Source organism: Streptomyces sp. CB01881 (assembly GCF_002953255.1).
Classification (GTDB): Bacteria; Actinomycetota; Actinomycetes; order Streptomycetales; family Streptomycetaceae; genus Kitasatospora.
Map to the genome: position 1 here is coordinate 5416740 of NZ_CP026498.1, position 14609 is coordinate 5431348.

A 14609-nucleotide genomic window follows, 5' to 3' on the forward strand; every position below is an offset into this window, starting at 1 on the left:
ACAACCTCGGCCTGCGACCCGGTCGGCGGCCTGGTCCAGATCCCCTGCATCGAGCGCAACGGCATGGCGTCCGTCAAGGCCGTCACCGCCGCCCGGATGGCCCTGCGCGGCGACGGCCGCCACCACGTCTCCCTCGACAAGGCGATCAAGACCATGAAGGAGACCGGCGCCGACATGAAGATCAAGTACAAGGAGACGAGCCGCGGCGGCCTCGCCGTCAACGTCATCGAGTGCTGATCCCCCTCCCGCCCACGCCCGGGCCCCCGGAACGGTCGCGTTCCGGGGGCCCGGGCGTTGTGCGGGGCCTCAGCCGGACGGGCGTAGCGTGATCGCCTGCACACCCGGCAGGCCGGCGAACGCGGCGGACAGATCGGCCGTCACCACGGTTCGCGCAGTGGCCACCGCCGTCGCCGCGATGATCAGATCGTGCGCGCCACGGGGCTTGCCCTGTCGTCGGACGTACGCCATCAGCCGCGCGTGGATGCGGGCCGTGTCGGGCGTGTAGTCCTCCACCGGAATGACCGCCAGGATCGCGTCGACGAAGTTCTGCCGCCCCGGCCGGCGCAGGTCGTCGGCCAGTTCCACGCCGAGGTGGAGTTCGGCCGCGGTGACCGCGGCGATGGCCACGTCGTCGGCAGGATCGAAGAGATCCGCCCCCGGTGAGCGTTCGGCCCGGATCAGGACGCCGGTGTCGAGAATCAGTCGCCGGGCCACTCGGTCACCTTGTCCTTGAGCAGGGTGCGCGCGGATGACACGTCCGCCGCGAAGGTGTCGTCGGCCCGGAAACTTCTCAGGACGTCGTTTATGGCGGCACCGTTACCCGTGGGGGCCGGGCCGATCACGGCGATTCGCCGGCCGCCGCGGGTGACCACGATCGTCTCCCCGTGCTCGGCCGAGTCCAGCACGGCGGCAAAGCTCCGCGACGCCTCTGTTGCAGTCATCAGCCTCATGGAATCAGATTATCTGAGACAGTCCACGGCGTCGACGGCCGGAGCCGACCCGCCGTGGCACCTGTCCCGCGCCCGTCTCGCGCCAGCTCTTCGCCCTAGCGCAGGATCTCCGCCGGGACGTCGGTGGCGCGGGTGAAGACGGAGAGCGGCTGCTGGTCGTCGCAGTAGTGGTTGCCGGTCGTGACGATGCCGAGCACCACGCCGTTCACGACCAGCGGCCCGCCCGAGTCGCCCTTGCAGACGCTGTCGCTCTTCCCCGGCTTGGGCACGCCGCAGGCCTTGAGGGCCGGGGTGTCGCCGGGCCAGGTGTAGGGGCCGCAGTCGGCGAGCGGCGCGAGGGCGAGCGTCGCCTGCTTGAGGCGCGTGCCCGGCCCGTCGGTGCCGGTGCGGCCGAAGCCGTAGACGGTGGCCGTGGCGCCGTCCCGGTACAGCCCCTCGTCGCGCTGCCGCGCCACCCGGACCGTGCGGTGGGGAAGCGGCCGGTCCAGGGTGATGACGGCCGAGTCGTGCTGGAGGCCGTCGGTGTACCGGGGGTCGAGCTTGTAGCTCTTCACGTGCCGCACCTGCCCGGTGGAGCTCGTCAGGTCGGTCCGGCCGGCGATCACCCGCAGCCCGGCCGGGTTGCCCGCCTCGGCGATGCAGTGGCCGGCGGTGAGCACCTTGGTGGGCGCGATCAGGGCCCCCGTGCACCACTGCTCGCCGGCCGGGGTCTCCAGCGCCACGACGAACGGGTTGGCCGCGGTGGTGGTGTGGGAACCACCGTGCACGGCGGCGGCCGGCGAGGCGGCGGCGGCCACCAGACCGGCGGCGACCAGCGGGATGCTCATGTGGATTCGCTTCGGCTTGCGCATGCGGACGGACTCGCCTTCTCTTCTTCGCTTCGGATGACTGCTGAGGGTTGCTGTCGGGATTGCCGCCGGGGCGGCCGGTCGAGGTTGCCGCCGGGGTCCCGGGGTCACTGCCGGACGGCGTCGGCCGCGGTCGGCCGCCACGTGCCGACCGAGGGGCCGCGGACGAAGACCTTGGCGTTGACGGTTACCGTGGTGCCGCCGTCGAACGTGACCATGAGTTTCAACGCGTTGGCGCCGCTTCCGGGTGCACCGGGCCGGACCAGCTCGACCGCCTCGTAGCCGGACTCCCCCGGCTTGAGGATGTTGGGCCCGCCGCCGAGGGCGTGGTCGGTTCGGGCGCCGCACCGTCGGGCCACGGGCTGCCGCTGACCGCAGACTGTCTCCCGGTCCGTCCCGGCCGCCAGCCCCGGCGGGCAGTTCGGGACGCTGGAACGGCGGCAGGTACCGTGAGCTGCGATTTCGGGGCAGCCTGGAACGCCTGGCCGGGACGAGGGGATGCCGACATGAGCGTGGAGACGGACGAGTTCGCGGCGATGCTGCGTGCGCTGAAGGACCGTTCGGGCCGCAGTTACGGCACGCTCGCGGCCCGGCTGCACGTCAGCACCTCCACGCTGCACCGCTACTGCAACGGCGCCGCCGTCCCCACCGAGTACGCGCCGGTGGAGCGGCTCGCGCGGGTCTGCGGGGCGGGCGCCGACGAACTCGTCGAGCTGCACCGCCGCTGGATCCTCGCGGACGCGTCCCGCCGCAAGGAGCCGTCCGCGCCGGCCCCCGCCCCCGATCCCGCGCCCGCTTCCGGGGCCACCCCCGGGCCCGCGTTCGAGGCCTCGCCCGATCCCGCGCCCGCACCGGCAGACGACCACCCCGACCGCGCGGACCACGCCGACCTCGACCGTGCCGACGACCGGCGGCCCCGCCGGCTGCCCAGGACCCGCGTCCTGCTGAGCGCGGCCGCCGTGGCCGCCGTCGCCGCCGCGGTGATCCCGGTCGTCGCCCTGACGACCGGCACCGATTCCCCGCACGCGAGCCTCCCGCCGTCGGCCGCCACGCCCGCGCCCGCCCTCGCACCGACGCCGTCACTCACGCCCACGCCCACGCCCACGCCCCAGGCGCCCGCCCCGACGGCACAGACCCCCGAGGCCACCGCCACCCCCTCGGCGACGCCGACCCCCGAGGACGACAAGCCGCCCTTCCACGTGAGCGTCCTGACGGACAACTGGGGCAGCGCCTGCGGTCAGTGGTTCCTCAGCCCGAAGTCCCCGCGCTCCGTGCCCGCTCCCCCGGAGAACCAGCAGACGGACAGCTGGGCCGCCGCGCAGAACGCCCTCCCCGGCGGGCACCTGCGCCTGCAACTGACCGCCCAGGGCTCCGAGGCCAAACCGGTCGTCCTCCAGGCCTTGTACGTGCACGTGGTCGACGTCAGGCCGGCCCCGAAGTGGAACGCCTACATGATGGGCTCGGGCTGCGGCGGCGAGCTGACCCCGGCGGCCTTCGCCGTGGACCTCGACGCGGCGGCCCCGCGTTCGGTGCCAGTCCCGGCCATGGAGGGCAACGTCAAGGGCAGGACCACCAACTTCCCCTACACCGTCTCGGCCACCGACCCCCAGGTGCTGAACATCGACGCCGGCACCGTCTCCCAGGACGTCTCCTGGTACCTGGACGTGGCCTGGAGCAGCGGCGACCGCCAGGGGAAGTTGCGGATCGGCGACCGCCAGGACAAGCCCTTCCGCACCGCCGGCCTGAAGGGCGCCCCGGCCTACTTCTACAAGGACGACCACACCGGCTGGTCCCCCACCACCACCGACCGGTGATCCGGGCCGACCTCGTGGTACATGTGTTAGCGTCGGTACATGTCTATGAAAAGGACGAACGTCTACGCTGATGCAGAGGATCTCGCCCTGATCAAGGAAGCCGCGCTTCGTCGCGGCATCCCGGAGGCCGAGATAATCCGCGAGGGGATTCACCTGGCAGCCATGGCGAATCGCGTCTGGGACGAGCCGTTCGACTGGCCCACCTTCGAGGGCAGCGGCTCACCCGTCACCGGCCAGGATGTGACCGACGCCGTCGTGAAGGGCGCCGCCGAACAGTGATCGTGATCGCCGACACCTCCGGCATCATCGCGGCATCCGACCGCAACGCGCCCGAGGCCGCCGCGTGCCGGGAAGTGCTCCGTCATGCCGGGACGGTGATCGTCTCCCCGCTTGTGCTCGCCGAGGTCGACCACCTGGCCAAGGTCCGGTTCGGCCCTTCCGCCCGAAGCGCGATCAACACCTTCGTGCTGGAGCAGGCGCGCCATCTCCGGTTCCAGATTCCGCACACCGGCACCGAAGTGCTGGAAACAGCGCATGCGGTCCAACGCCGGTACGCAGACCTCGATCTGGACCTGGCCGATGCGGTGAACGTCGCCCTTGCGGCCGAGTACCGCACGGACGCGGTAGTGACACTTGACCGGCGCGACTTCCGGGCGCTCCGCCCGCTCACCCCGCACAAGGCCTTTCGGCTGCTCCCGGACGACATGTAGCGACGACTCCCCGCCCCTGGACGGCTCAGGGGGCCGCCCCCCGGCGGACGACGGAAGGCCGGCACCCCTCCCCGGGGTGCCGGCCTTCCGTCGGGCTGGGGCTCAGGCGACCAGCTCCGCCTCCTCCGCCGCGAGCTCCGCGACCCCGGGCTTCTTGTCCCGCATCACCAGGGCGGCCAGGACGGCCGCGGCCAGGATGCTGACCGCGCTGATGGTGAAGGTGGTGGACATCGAGGAGGTGAAGGCCTCCCGGGCGGCGTGGACGAGACCCGCGTCGCCGTTGGCGGCGGCCAGCGCGTCGCCGATGGAGCGCTTGGCCTGCTCGGACGAGCCGGCGGGCATCTCGTGGGCGAAGCGGCTGGAGAGCAGCGAGCCGAGGATGGCGATGCCGAGCGCGGTGCCGGCCTGCTGGATGGTGTCGTTGAGGGCGGAGCCGACGCCGGCCTTCTCGGCGGGGATGGTGCCCATCAGGGCGCCGACGGCGGCCGGCATCGCGAGGCCGGCGCCGAGGCCGAGCAGACCGAGGGCGACGGCCGGGAGGGCGAAGCCGCTGTCGGCGGAGACGGTGGTGAGCAGGGCGAACGAGCTGGCCATGACCAGCATGCCGGCCAGGATCAGGAGCCGGTGGCCGGTCTTCGCGGCGAGCCCGGCACCGGCACCGTTGCCGATCAGCGCGGCGACGGCGAGCGGGACGAACGCGAGGCCGGCCTTGACGGGCGAGTAGCCGAGGACGAACTGCAGGTACTGGGTGAGGACGAGCAGCAGGCCGCCGTTGCCGATCTGGACCAGGGTGAGGGAGAGCGAGCCGCCGCTGAAGTTGCGGTGCTTGAAGAGGACGAGCGGGACCATCGGGGACTCGGTGACGTTCTCCCAGATCACGAACCCGCCGAGGGCGACCACGGCCACGGCCAGGGTGATCAGCGACCTGCCGGTGAAGGCGCCGTGCTGCGGGATCTCGATGATCCACCAGACCAGTGCGGTCATGCCGGCGGCGGAGAGGACCGCGCCCAGCGGGTCGGCCTTCTGCCACGGGCCCTTGGACTCCGGCATCAGGGTGAGGGCGGCGAGGACGGCCAGGACGACGACCGGGACGTTGATGAAGAAGATCGAGTGCCACGAGAAGTGGTCGATCAGGACGCCGCCGAGCACCGGGCTGCCGACCAGGCCGAGCATCGACACCGACCCCCAGGCCGCCATCGCCTTGCCGCGCTCGTCCTCCTCGAAGACGGTGATCAGGATCGAGAGGGTCGACGGCATGATCAGCGCGCCGCCGACGCCCATCGCGATCCGGGCGGCGACGACCTCGCCCGGGTCGGTGCAGAGGGTGGCGCCCAGTGAGGCGGCTCCGAAGAGCAGCAGGCCGATGACCATCACCTTCCGGCGGCCGAACCGGTCTCCGAGGCTGCCCGAGGTGAGCAGGAGTCCGGCGAACACCAGGATGTAGGAGTCGAGGATCCACTGGGTGTCCTGGGCGCTCGCCTTGATGTCCTCCGTCATGGACGGGACGGCGACGGTGAGCGCCATGCTGTCGATCACCAGGACCAGCGTGCTGAGGCAGAGCACGACGAGGATCCACCAGCGACGTGGGTTGCGGGTTTCCATGGTTCTTCCTTCCGGCTGCGCACGCTGTTCCTTCGTTGCGCACACTGTACGCACGGCGGAACAGTGTGCGCAACCCCTTGCACATGTACGCTGGATGCGCACGGTGTACGCAGCAGAGTGGAGGACGACCATGCCCGCAAAGGCGCAGCAGAAGCCGATCCCGTCCGTGTGGGCCCGGCAGCAGCGCGAGCCCGACCAGCCCGCGCTGAGCCGGACGGCGATCGTCCGGGAGGCCGTCGTCATGCTGGACGCGGACGGCGTCGAGTCGCTCAGCATGCGCAAGCTCGGCGCCCGCCTGAACGCCGGCGCGACCTCGCTCTACCGGCACGTGGCCACCAAGGAGGAGCTGATGGAGCTCGCGGTGGACGAGGTCTTCGGCGAGATCGACATCCCGCCGGCCGACAGCCCGGACTGGCGGGCGGCGGTCACCCGGGCCGCCGAGTCCTTCCGCGCGACGACGCTGCGCCACCCCTGGCTGTCCTCGGTCCTCGGCCAGGCCGGGCTCGCCTACCTGGGCCCCAACCTGATGGCCTACTCCGAGCAGGTGGCCGCGCTGTTCACCGCCGCCGGCTTCCCCGAGCCGGCGCGCGCGATCGAGACCGTGCTCTCGTACGCGATCGGCATGAGTACGACGGAGGCCGCCTGGCTGACCACGGTCGCCCGCTCCGGCGAGACCGAGGCCGCGTTCATCGCCCGCCTGATGCCCGCGGCGCAGGAGGCGGTGGCCGGCACCGAGCACCTCGCCTCCGCGTACGAGGCCGTGGTGGGCACCGACCCGGAGGCCCTGCGCAACTCCAAGTTCACCTACGGCCTGGACGTCATCCTCGACGGACTCGCCCTGCGCCTGCCCAGTGCATAGCGGGCGCCCCGCACTTTGCATCGATCATGAATAATCTCAGGCCACAGCGTTAACCTATGCAAATTCCAAAGGTGAACCAGGTTACAAACCTTGCAATCAAAGACGCTCGGTTTGCCCACATGCTGAGATCCGTGCGATAGTCGAGGTGTCCAAGGGCGGACGCCAACGAATCCGCCGTGGGCACCGGAACCACGGCCGGCCCGACCTGGCACGGCCGTCGCCCATCGCGCGGCACGCACCCCCTTGGCCGGCGCGATGACTTGCAGGGGCCCCCAGCTGCCGGACCACGGCGCATCGGGGGCCCTGCGTGTTTTTCCGGCCCGCAGCATGCGCCGCACGCGCCCGCCGGGCCCCGCGCACGCCGGCGCCCCGGCGGCCCTCAGTGCCGCTCGCGCACCTTCAGCTCGAACCAGACGCCCTTGCCGCGGGGCATCAGGTCCGCGCCCCAGCGGTCCGCCAGGTCGTCGACGACCTTGAGACCGCGCCCGCGCTCGTTGACCGGCAGCGGCTCGGCCAGGATCAGACAGGGCATCGCCCGTGAGGAGTCCCGCACCTCGACCCGGAGCCAGCCCGGCTTGCGCGACACCTGGAGGCCGATGGTCCGCCCGGCCGCGTGCCGCACCGCGTTGGCGACCAGCTCGCTGGTGAGCAGCTCGCCGACCTCCAGCTGCTGGTGGAGGTCCCAGGATTCGAGGACGGAGAGCACCAGCCGGCGGGCCACCGGACCGGACTCCGGCCGGGACGGCAACCGCACCTCCCCGGGGTCCGTCTGGTCGCACAGCCTGCCGGAGTACATGTGTTCCAGCTCCTCGGAGCTGAGTCGCTCCAGGGCCGCGAGAGTGCCCTGGAAGCACATCCACGACGCGTCAGCAACCAAGCTGGACCCAGGAAGTGATGACTGATCTGTTTCGCCCCAACCCGCCATGCGGACCATCATTGCGGAACGCAAGCGGCCGCGTACGGACAATGAGCAAACGATCACCACTCGATCGGCATATGCCGCGTGCAACCCGGACCCGCACGCCGTCAAGCCCGGGTTGCCGCGAACCGGCTCCTACCAGGCACTCCAGGCCAGGTTCCAGCCACTGAGGCCGTTGTCCGGCTCCACCTGGCCGCGCGAGGAATTCTGCACGGTCACGATGTCGCCGATCAGCGAGTCGTCGTAGAACTTGCCCGCCGAGGTGGCGTCGCCACCGCCCTTGACGTCCTTGAGGCCCACGCAGCCGTGGCTGACGTTGTCCTCGCCGAAGGCGTTGCTCCAGTAGTTTCCGTGCACGTACGTGCCGGACGTGGTCAGCCGCATCGAGTGCGGCACCTGGAGGTCGTACGGCGCACCGGTCATGCCGGGCATGCTGCTGGACTGCATCCGCACCACACCCTCCTTCGACATCACGACCATGGTGCCGTTCCAGGTCGGGTGCTCCGGCGAGCCGGAGGTGATGTCGATGGTGGAGGTCGCCCCGTCGCGGACCACCGTCATCTGGTGGGTCTTGGCGTCAACCGTCGAGACCTGCGATCGCCCGATCGTGAAGGGCTCGTCCCGGTCCACGCCGCCGTACACGCCGGGGGCGATCTCCACGCTCTTCAGGCGGTACTGGACGGTGACCTTGGTGCCGGGCTTCCAGTACGCCTCCGGGCGGAAGTCCAGCCGGCGGTCGCCGAACCAGTGGCCCTTCACGACCGTGCCGTTGTCGGTCTTGACGGCGATGCCCTGGGCGACGGCGTCCTTGTTCTTCACGTCCTTGTCGAAGTCGACCGAGACGATCATGCCGACGCCGTACGTGGTGTTGTCCTCGACGTTGTCGCTCGCCTTCGCCTCGCGCTCGGGCGTCAGCGTGGTGAAGCTGCTGTCCGCCGTGGCGACCACGCCGTTGGCGTCCGCCGCCATCGCGCTCACCTGGTAGGCGGTGCCGACCGCGAGGCCGGCGGACGGGGTCCAGCTGCTCCCGTCGGCGGCGATCGTGCCGGCCACCTCCTTGCCGGTCTTGTCGCTCACCTTGACGGTGGTGAGCTTGCCGCCCGCCACCCCGACCTTCAGCGCGCCGCTGGGCGCCACGTCCACCGAGCCGCTCTTCGGCTGGATGTCCACCACCGCGGCCGAGGTCTTCGGCGTCGCGGCCGCCGGGGCCGTACCGGAGCCGGAGGCGGCCGCCGAGGCGGTCGACGCGGCCCCCGCGGCCGCGCCGCCCCCCAGCTCGGCCTTGGCCGCGCTCCCACTCCCGCTGCCGCCCCCGCCGCCACAGGCGCTGGTCAGCACCATCACGCCACCGAGACAGCCGGCGGCCACCATCCTGCGTATCGACCTCACGTCGACTCCCTCCCTCGATCCCGTCCCTGATCCCGCGGGATCCGACAGATACACGCCGCAGCCAACGGAAAGGTTGCGCCATTCGAGGGGCAATTACCCCACGAACGAGGACCGGCCCGACCCCAACGAGTGAGGATCGGGCCGGTCGTTACCGAACCGGGACTACCAGGGCCGTCAGCGGGGTAAAGCGCCTCCCCGGGACGGCCGGCCGGTCTACCAGTTCGCCCAGGCGATGTTCCAGCCGCCCAGCCCGTTGTCGGGCGCGACCGCCTTCTCCTTGGTGTTCACAATCTTGACGACGTCGCCGACCAGCGAGTCGTTGAAGAACTTGCCCGCCACCGAGGAGTCGCTGCCGCCCTTCTCGTCCTGCATCGAGACGCAGCCGTGGCTCGCGTTGGTCTTGCCGAAGGGGTTGGCCCAGTAGTTGCCGTGCACGAAGGTGCCCGAGGTGGTCAGCCGCATCGCGTGCGGCACGTCCTGGATGTCGTACTCGCCGCCGAGACCGACGGTCTGCGAGTTCATCCGGGTGACCTTCTCCTTGGACATGATCACCATGGTGCCGCCCCAGGAAGGCGTCGCGTCCGCCCCGAGGGTGACCGGCACGGTCGTGCTCTGGCCGCCCCGGACGATCGTCATCTTGTGCGCCGCCGCGTCCGCGGTGGAGACCTGCGAGCGGCCGATGGTGAACGGCTCGTCCTTGTCCACGTCACCGTAGACGCCGGGCGCGACCTCGACGTTCTTCAGCCGGTACTTGATGGTGACCTTGGTGTCCGGCTTCCAGTACTCGGCCGGGCGGAAGTCCAGCCGGCGGGCGCCGAACCAGTGGCCCTTCACCTCGGTGGCGGCGCCGTCGCTGGTCTCGAACGTGATGCCCTTGAGCACGGCGTCCTTGTTCTTGACGTCCTTGTTGAAGACCACCGAGACGATCATGCCGACGCCGTAGGTGGCGTTGTCGGCGATGTTGTCGTTGGTGGAGATCGTCTTCGCCGGCGTCAGCGTGGTGAACGAGGTCGTCGACGCGGCCACCAGGCCCTCGGCGTCCTGGGCCTGCGCGCTCACCTTGTACGCCATGCCGACGGCCAGCGCACCGCTCGGCTTCCAGCCGCTGCCGTCCGCCGTGATCGCCCCCGCGACCGGCTTGCCCTCCTTGTCGGTCACCTCGACCGTGGTGAGCTTGCCGTTGGCCACCGACACGTTCAGCCCGTTGGTCGGCGCGACGTCCTGGGCGCCGTCCTTCGGGTCGACGGTCAGCACCGCGGCCGAGGTCTTCGGCGTCCCCTGGCTCTGACCGCCCGCCGGGGCGCCACTGGCCCCCGCCGTCGCGGCCGCATCACCGCCGCCGGATTTGCTGTCACCGCCCTTGTCGTCGTTGCAGGCCGCAGTGAACAGCAGCACCCCACCCATCGCCAGCGCCACCGCACTGCGGCGCAGGCCACGGTTGCGACGGTTGGTGGTGCGTATTGCGGCCTCGGCCGCCCTAACCGGCTTCACGGTTTCTCCCCTCCCGGTGTCCACCCTGATGGACGCGCATCGACCCGGACGGGTTGCACCTGACCGGCGATCTTTCTGCGCCGGGCTTCCGGCGCGGAAGCAGGATAGCTAAGCCGAATGAGTGAATCCTGGGGGGAGGTCCGTGGACCGGGGGTGGACCCGGGGTGAAGACGGGGCCCCGGGAGCCGGCCGGGCCGCCCTCCCCGACCGGCCGGCCGGCGCCCGCCGGGTCAGTGCGCCTCCTGCGGGACGGCGCTGCCGGCCAGCCACTGGCCCCAGGGCAGGTTCCAGCCGTTCAGGCCGTTGTTCGGCGGGACGACGTCCCCCGCGGAGGCCTTCACCTCCAGCACGTCCCCCGGGACGGTGTGCTCGAAGAGCCAGCCCGCCGGGGTCTCCGTGCTCGCCCCGCCCTTGGCGTCGGCCAGGCCGATGCAGCCGTGGCTGGTGTTGGCGGTGCCGAACACCTCCGGGTCGGCCCAGTAGTTGCCGTGGATGAACGTGCCCGAGTTGGTCAGCCGCATCGCGTGCGGGACGTCCTTGATGTCGTACTCGTCGCCCATCCCGACGGTCTGCGAGTTCATCCTGGTCACCTTGTACTTCTCGGAGACCACCAGGACGCCCCGGTACGTCGAGTGCTTCGGGTCGCCGCCGGACACCTTCAGCACCTTCACCACCCTGCCGCCCTGCCCGGCCCGGACGGTCAGGGTGTGGGCGTCCAGGTCCACCGTGGAGACCTGGGCCCGGCCCACCGTGAAGCGGACGTCCTTCACCTGGGTGCCGAACTCGCCCGGCGCGCCCTGCACGCCCTTCAGCCGCAGCGCCACCTCCACCTTGGTGCCCGCCGCCCAGTACTTCTGCGGCCGGATGTCCAGCCGCTGGTTGCCGAACCAGTGCGCGGCCACCTCGACCGGCGGGTCGGCGGTCACCGCGACGGCCTTCTCCACGGCCGCCCGGTCGGCGACCGGCCGACTGAAGCGCAGCGAGACCGGCATGCCGACGCCGACCGTGGAGCCGTCCTCCGGGGTGAAGAAGGCCACGAAGGTGTGGGCCCGCACCGCCGTCGAGAAGTCCGTGTGCTGGGCCGCCTTCTGGCCCTGCTCGTCCTCGGCCACCGAGTCCAGGGTGTAGGCGGTGCCCAGCGGGAGCAGGCCGTCCGGCATCCAGGTCGAGCCGTCCTCGGAGATCGTCCCGGCCACCTCGGCGCCCTTGGAGTCGGCCAGCCGGACGGAGACCAGCCGCCCCTCGGTCACCGTGACCCGGACGGGGCCCTCCGGCGGGACGTCCTGCGTGCCGTCGGCGGGCAGCGCGGTGATGGCCGCCCGCGAGACGGGCGGCGGCGCGGCGTGGGCCGGGCCCGACGACGCCGCGCCGCCGCCGGCCGGGGTGCCGCCCCCGCCGGTGCAACCCGTCAGCATCGCCAGGCACCAGGCCAAGGCCCCCGCTCGCCGTGCCCAAACCCGTCCTCGGGGCCGCATTCCGGGGCCTCCCGCCTCTTCCGTCCGATACCCCCCACAACGAGGGCGAGGGCGGCAGGACACGCGGAAACCCCGGAAACCGCACACCGGGGGAGCAATCGCGGGGCGGGCACCCTGACGCGCTCCGCACAGGAAGTCGGCCGGTCGACTTCCCGTGCGCGCCGCCGTGCGGGCCCCGGCGGCGCCCGGGCACGGGAGGGCCGGGAGTTCGGGCCGGCGTAAGCCTCCGTTCAGCGGGCTTCCGCTCCGTGGGATCAGGGAAAGAGAAGGTGAACGGGGTCCGGGACACCCCGGTTCAGGGAGGGTACGGCCATGGCGTCAGGGCAGGAGCTGGAAGCCGGAGTGCGGCCGCGCGGCGGGCCGGCCGCCGAACAGCCGTGGCCCGGCAGCTGGCAGCCGCTCGGCGCCCGCTTCCGGACCGACGCCCACGGGCGGCAGGGCACCAACTTCGCGCTCTGGGCGGCCGGGGCAGAGGCCGTCGACCTCTGCCTGTTCGACGAGGACGGGCGGGAGAACAGACACCGCCTCACCGAGCAGGACTTCCAGACCTGGCACGGCTTCCTGCCCGGTGTCCGCCCGGGCACCCGGTACGGCTTCCGCGTCCACGGCCGCTGGGACCCGTGGACGGGCGCCCGCTGGAACCCGGCCAAGCTGCTGCTCGACCCGTACGCCCGCGCCATCGACGGCTGTTACACCTCCCACGACGCGGTCTGCGCCGCCGTCCGCAACTGGCCCGAGGCGGACGTCGCCGACACCGTCCGGGACAACCGCGACTCGGCCCGGTACGTGCCCAGGTCCGTGGTCGTCCACGACGACGACGACTGGTACGACGACCACCGCCCCAAGACCCCGTGGGCCGAGACCGTCCTCTACGAGCTGCACGTACGCGGCTTCACCATGCGCCACCCGGACGTCCCGCCGCACCTGCGCGGCACCTACGCCGGCCTCGCCCACCCCGCCGCCGTCGCCCACCTCACCGCGCTCGGCGTCACCGCCGTCGAGCTGCTGCCCGTCCACCAGCACGCCAGCGAGGACCACCTCCAGGCGCGCGGGCTGGTCAACTACTGGGGCTACAACACGATCGGCTACTTCGCCCCGCACGCCGGCTACTCCTCCTCGGGCGGTCTCGGCGGCCAGGTCGGCGAGTTCAAGCGGATGGTGCGCGCGCTGCACGCCGCCGGGATCGAGGTGATCCTCGACGTGGTCTACAACCACACCGCCGAGGCCGCCGAACTCGGCCCCTCCCTCTCCCTGCGCGGCATCGACAACGCCGGCTACTACCGCCTCCCGCTGAACCGCCCGCGCGGCTACGCCGACTACACCGGCTGCGGCAACACCCTGGACACCCGCCGGCCGCACGTCGTCCGGCTGGTCACCGACTCGCTGCGGTACTGGGTGACCGAGATGGGCGTGGACGGCTTCCGCTTCGACCTCGCCGCCGCCCTCGCCCGGGGCAACGACGGCGTCGACATGGACCACCCGTTCCTCGCCGCCGTCTCGCAGGACCCGGTGCTCAGCCGGGTCAAGCTCATCGCCGAGCCGTGGGACGTCGGCGCGGGCGGCTACCAGGTGGGCGGCTTCCCGCCGCTCTGGGCCGAGTGGAACGACAAGTACCGCGACACCGTGCGGGACTTCTGGCGCGGAGCCCGTCCCGACGTGCGCGAGCTGGGCTACCGGCTCTCCGGCTCCTCCGACCTCTACCAGCGCGGCGGGCGGCGCCCGTACGCCTCGGTCAACTTCGTCACCGCGCACGACGGCTTCACCCTGCGCGACCTGGTCTCCTACAACCGCAAGCACAACGAGGCCAACGGCGAGGCCAACCGGGACGGCACCGACGACAACCGATCCTGGAACCACGGCGCCGAGGGCGAGACCGCCGACCCGGCCGTCAACTCGCTGCGGCTGCGCCAGCTCCGTAACCTGATGGCCACCCTGCTGCTCTCCACCGGCGTGCCGATGATCACCGCCGGGGACGAGTTCGGCCGCACCCAGGGCGGCAACAACAACGCCTACTGCCAGGACGGCGAGGTCAGCTGGCTGGACTGGTCCCTGCTGGAGGACCGGCGCTGGGCCGGGCTGCGCGATCTCACCGCCCGCCTCGTCCGGCTCCGCCGCGCCCACCCGGTGCTGCGCCAGCGGGCGTTCTTCTCCGGCCGGGCCGCAGTGCCCGGTGGCCAGCCGGACCTGGCCTGGTTCACGCCGCGCGGGAAGGAGATGACCGAGGCCGACTGGTTCGGCCCGACGGCCTGCCTCGGCATGCTGCTCTCCGGCGCCGCGATGTCCGAACGCGACCAGCACGGCAGCCCGTTGCGCGACGACAGCTTCCTGCTGCTGCTCAACGCCGGCCCCGACCCCGTCCCGTTCACCCTCCCCGGCGAACCCTGGGCCGCACCCGACGCGCAGTACACGACCGTCCTCGACACGGCCGCGGACGAGACCGGCAACGGCACCCACACCCACCACCCGCAGGACGCCGTCACCCTGGGCGGGCGCTCGTTGCGCCTGCTGCGCACACCCGCCGCCTGACATCCGCCGGAGCGCCCCCGCGCACG

Annotated in this window: 14 protein-coding genes and 1 pseudogene; 6 read left to right on the forward strand and 9 right to left on the reverse strand. The window is 71.8% G+C overall.

Annotation, left to right across the window (positions count from 1 at the left end; translation table 11 throughout):
* A pseudogene (locus C2142_RS39765) lies at positions 1-237 on the forward strand (L-serine ammonia-lyase, iron-sulfur-dependent, subunit alpha); the annotation flags it as partial.
* A gap of 69 nt (positions 238-306) precedes the next feature.
* On the opposite strand, the gene C2142_RS13450 reads toward C2142_RS39765, so the two are convergent.
* The 4 genes from C2142_RS13450 to C2142_RS13465 form a co-directional block, all read right to left on the reverse strand.
* Complete coding sequence (locus tag C2142_RS13450; RefSeq protein WP_148642854.1) at positions 307-714, reverse strand: PIN domain-containing protein; 408 nt, start codon at positions 712-714, stop codon at positions 307-309.
* Complete coding sequence (locus tag C2142_RS13455) at positions 699-941, reverse strand: type II toxin-antitoxin system prevent-host-death family antitoxin (RefSeq protein WP_148642855.1); 243 nt, start codon at positions 939-941, stop codon at positions 699-701. Before C2142_RS13455 ends, C2142_RS13450 begins: the two co-directional genes overlap by 16 nt.
* Before the next feature lie 104 nt (positions 942-1045).
* On the reverse strand, positions 1046-1801 hold the full coding sequence (locus C2142_RS13460; RefSeq protein ID WP_148642856.1) for a trypsin-like serine protease: 756 nt from the start codon (positions 1799-1801) through the stop codon (positions 1046-1048).
* Positions 1802-1905: 104 nt separating this feature from the next.
* Entirely contained in the window at positions 1906-2157 is a 252-nt protein-coding gene (locus tag C2142_RS13465; RefSeq protein ID WP_148642857.1) for a hypothetical protein, read from the reverse strand.
* Between the two features lie 147 nt (positions 2158-2304).
* Between C2142_RS13465 and C2142_RS13470 the strand changes: the two genes are divergently transcribed.
* The 3 genes from C2142_RS13470 to C2142_RS13480 are packed head-to-tail and all read left to right on the forward strand — an operon-like array spanning position 2305 to position 4322.
* Positions 2305-3612 carry a helix-turn-helix transcriptional regulator gene (locus tag C2142_RS13470; RefSeq protein WP_148642858.1) on the forward strand — a complete coding sequence of 436 codons (1308 nt, stop codon included), beginning with the start codon at positions 2305-2307 and terminating at the stop codon, positions 3610-3612.
* A gap of 39 nt (positions 3613-3651) precedes the next feature.
* Positions 3652-3891, forward strand: coding sequence for a CopG family transcriptional regulator (locus C2142_RS13475; RefSeq protein WP_148642859.1), 240 nt, complete (start codon positions 3652-3654; stop codon positions 3889-3891).
* A gap of 2 nt (positions 3892-3893) precedes the next feature.
* On the forward strand, positions 3894-4322 hold the full coding sequence (locus C2142_RS13480; RefSeq protein ID WP_346766377.1) for a PIN domain-containing protein: 429 nt from the start codon (positions 3894-3896) through the stop codon (positions 4320-4322).
* 102 nt (positions 4323-4424) lie between these two features.
* Here the strand turns inward: C2142_RS13480 and C2142_RS13485 are convergent, their stop codons facing one another.
* The gene (locus tag C2142_RS13485; RefSeq protein WP_148642861.1) at positions 4425-5924 is read right to left on the reverse strand and encodes an MFS transporter; all 1500 of its coding nucleotides are present in this window, start codon (positions 5922-5924) and stop codon (positions 4425-4427) included.
* Positions 5925-6054: 130 nt separating this feature from the next.
* On the opposite strand from C2142_RS13485, the gene C2142_RS13490 reads away from it, so the two are divergent.
* Positions 6055-6783: a TetR/AcrR family transcriptional regulator C-terminal domain-containing protein gene (locus C2142_RS13490; RefSeq protein WP_148642862.1), complete on the forward strand. Its 729-nt coding sequence runs from the start codon at positions 6055-6057 to the stop codon at positions 6781-6783.
* A 379-nt stretch (positions 6784-7162) separates the two neighbouring features.
* Here C2142_RS13490 and C2142_RS13495 read toward each other — a convergent pair whose 3' ends face one another.
* The 4 genes from C2142_RS13495 to C2142_RS13510 all read right to left on the reverse strand — a co-directional run bounded on the left by C2142_RS13495 (position 7163) and on the right by C2142_RS13510 (position 11997).
* Positions 7163-7579 (reverse strand): ATP-binding protein, encoded by a 417-nt coding sequence (locus C2142_RS13495; protein WP_148644762.1) that lies wholly within the window; start codon positions 7577-7579, stop codon positions 7163-7165.
* Between the two features lie 258 nt (positions 7580-7837).
* A complete protein-coding gene (locus tag C2142_RS13500; RefSeq protein ID WP_241002558.1) occupies positions 7838-9091 on the reverse strand; it encodes an Ig-like domain-containing protein in 1254 nt (417 codons plus the stop codon).
* Positions 9092-9304: 213 nt separating this feature from the next.
* A complete protein-coding gene (locus tag C2142_RS13505; RefSeq protein ID WP_241002559.1) occupies positions 9305-10582 on the reverse strand; it encodes an Ig-like domain-containing protein in 1278 nt (425 codons plus the stop codon).
* A gap of 230 nt (positions 10583-10812) precedes the next feature.
* On the reverse strand, positions 10813-11997 hold the full coding sequence (locus C2142_RS13510) for an Ig-like domain-containing protein (protein ID WP_241002560.1): 1185 nt from the start codon (positions 11995-11997) through the stop codon (positions 10813-10815).
* 372 nt (positions 11998-12369) lie between these two features.
* Between C2142_RS13510 and glgX the strand changes: the two genes are divergently transcribed.
* Positions 12370-14583 (forward strand): glycogen debranching protein GlgX, encoded by a 2214-nt coding sequence (gene glgX / locus C2142_RS13515; protein ID WP_148642864.1) that lies wholly within the window; start codon positions 12370-12372, stop codon positions 14581-14583.
* The last annotated feature ends 26 nt before the right edge of the window (positions 14584-14609 follow it).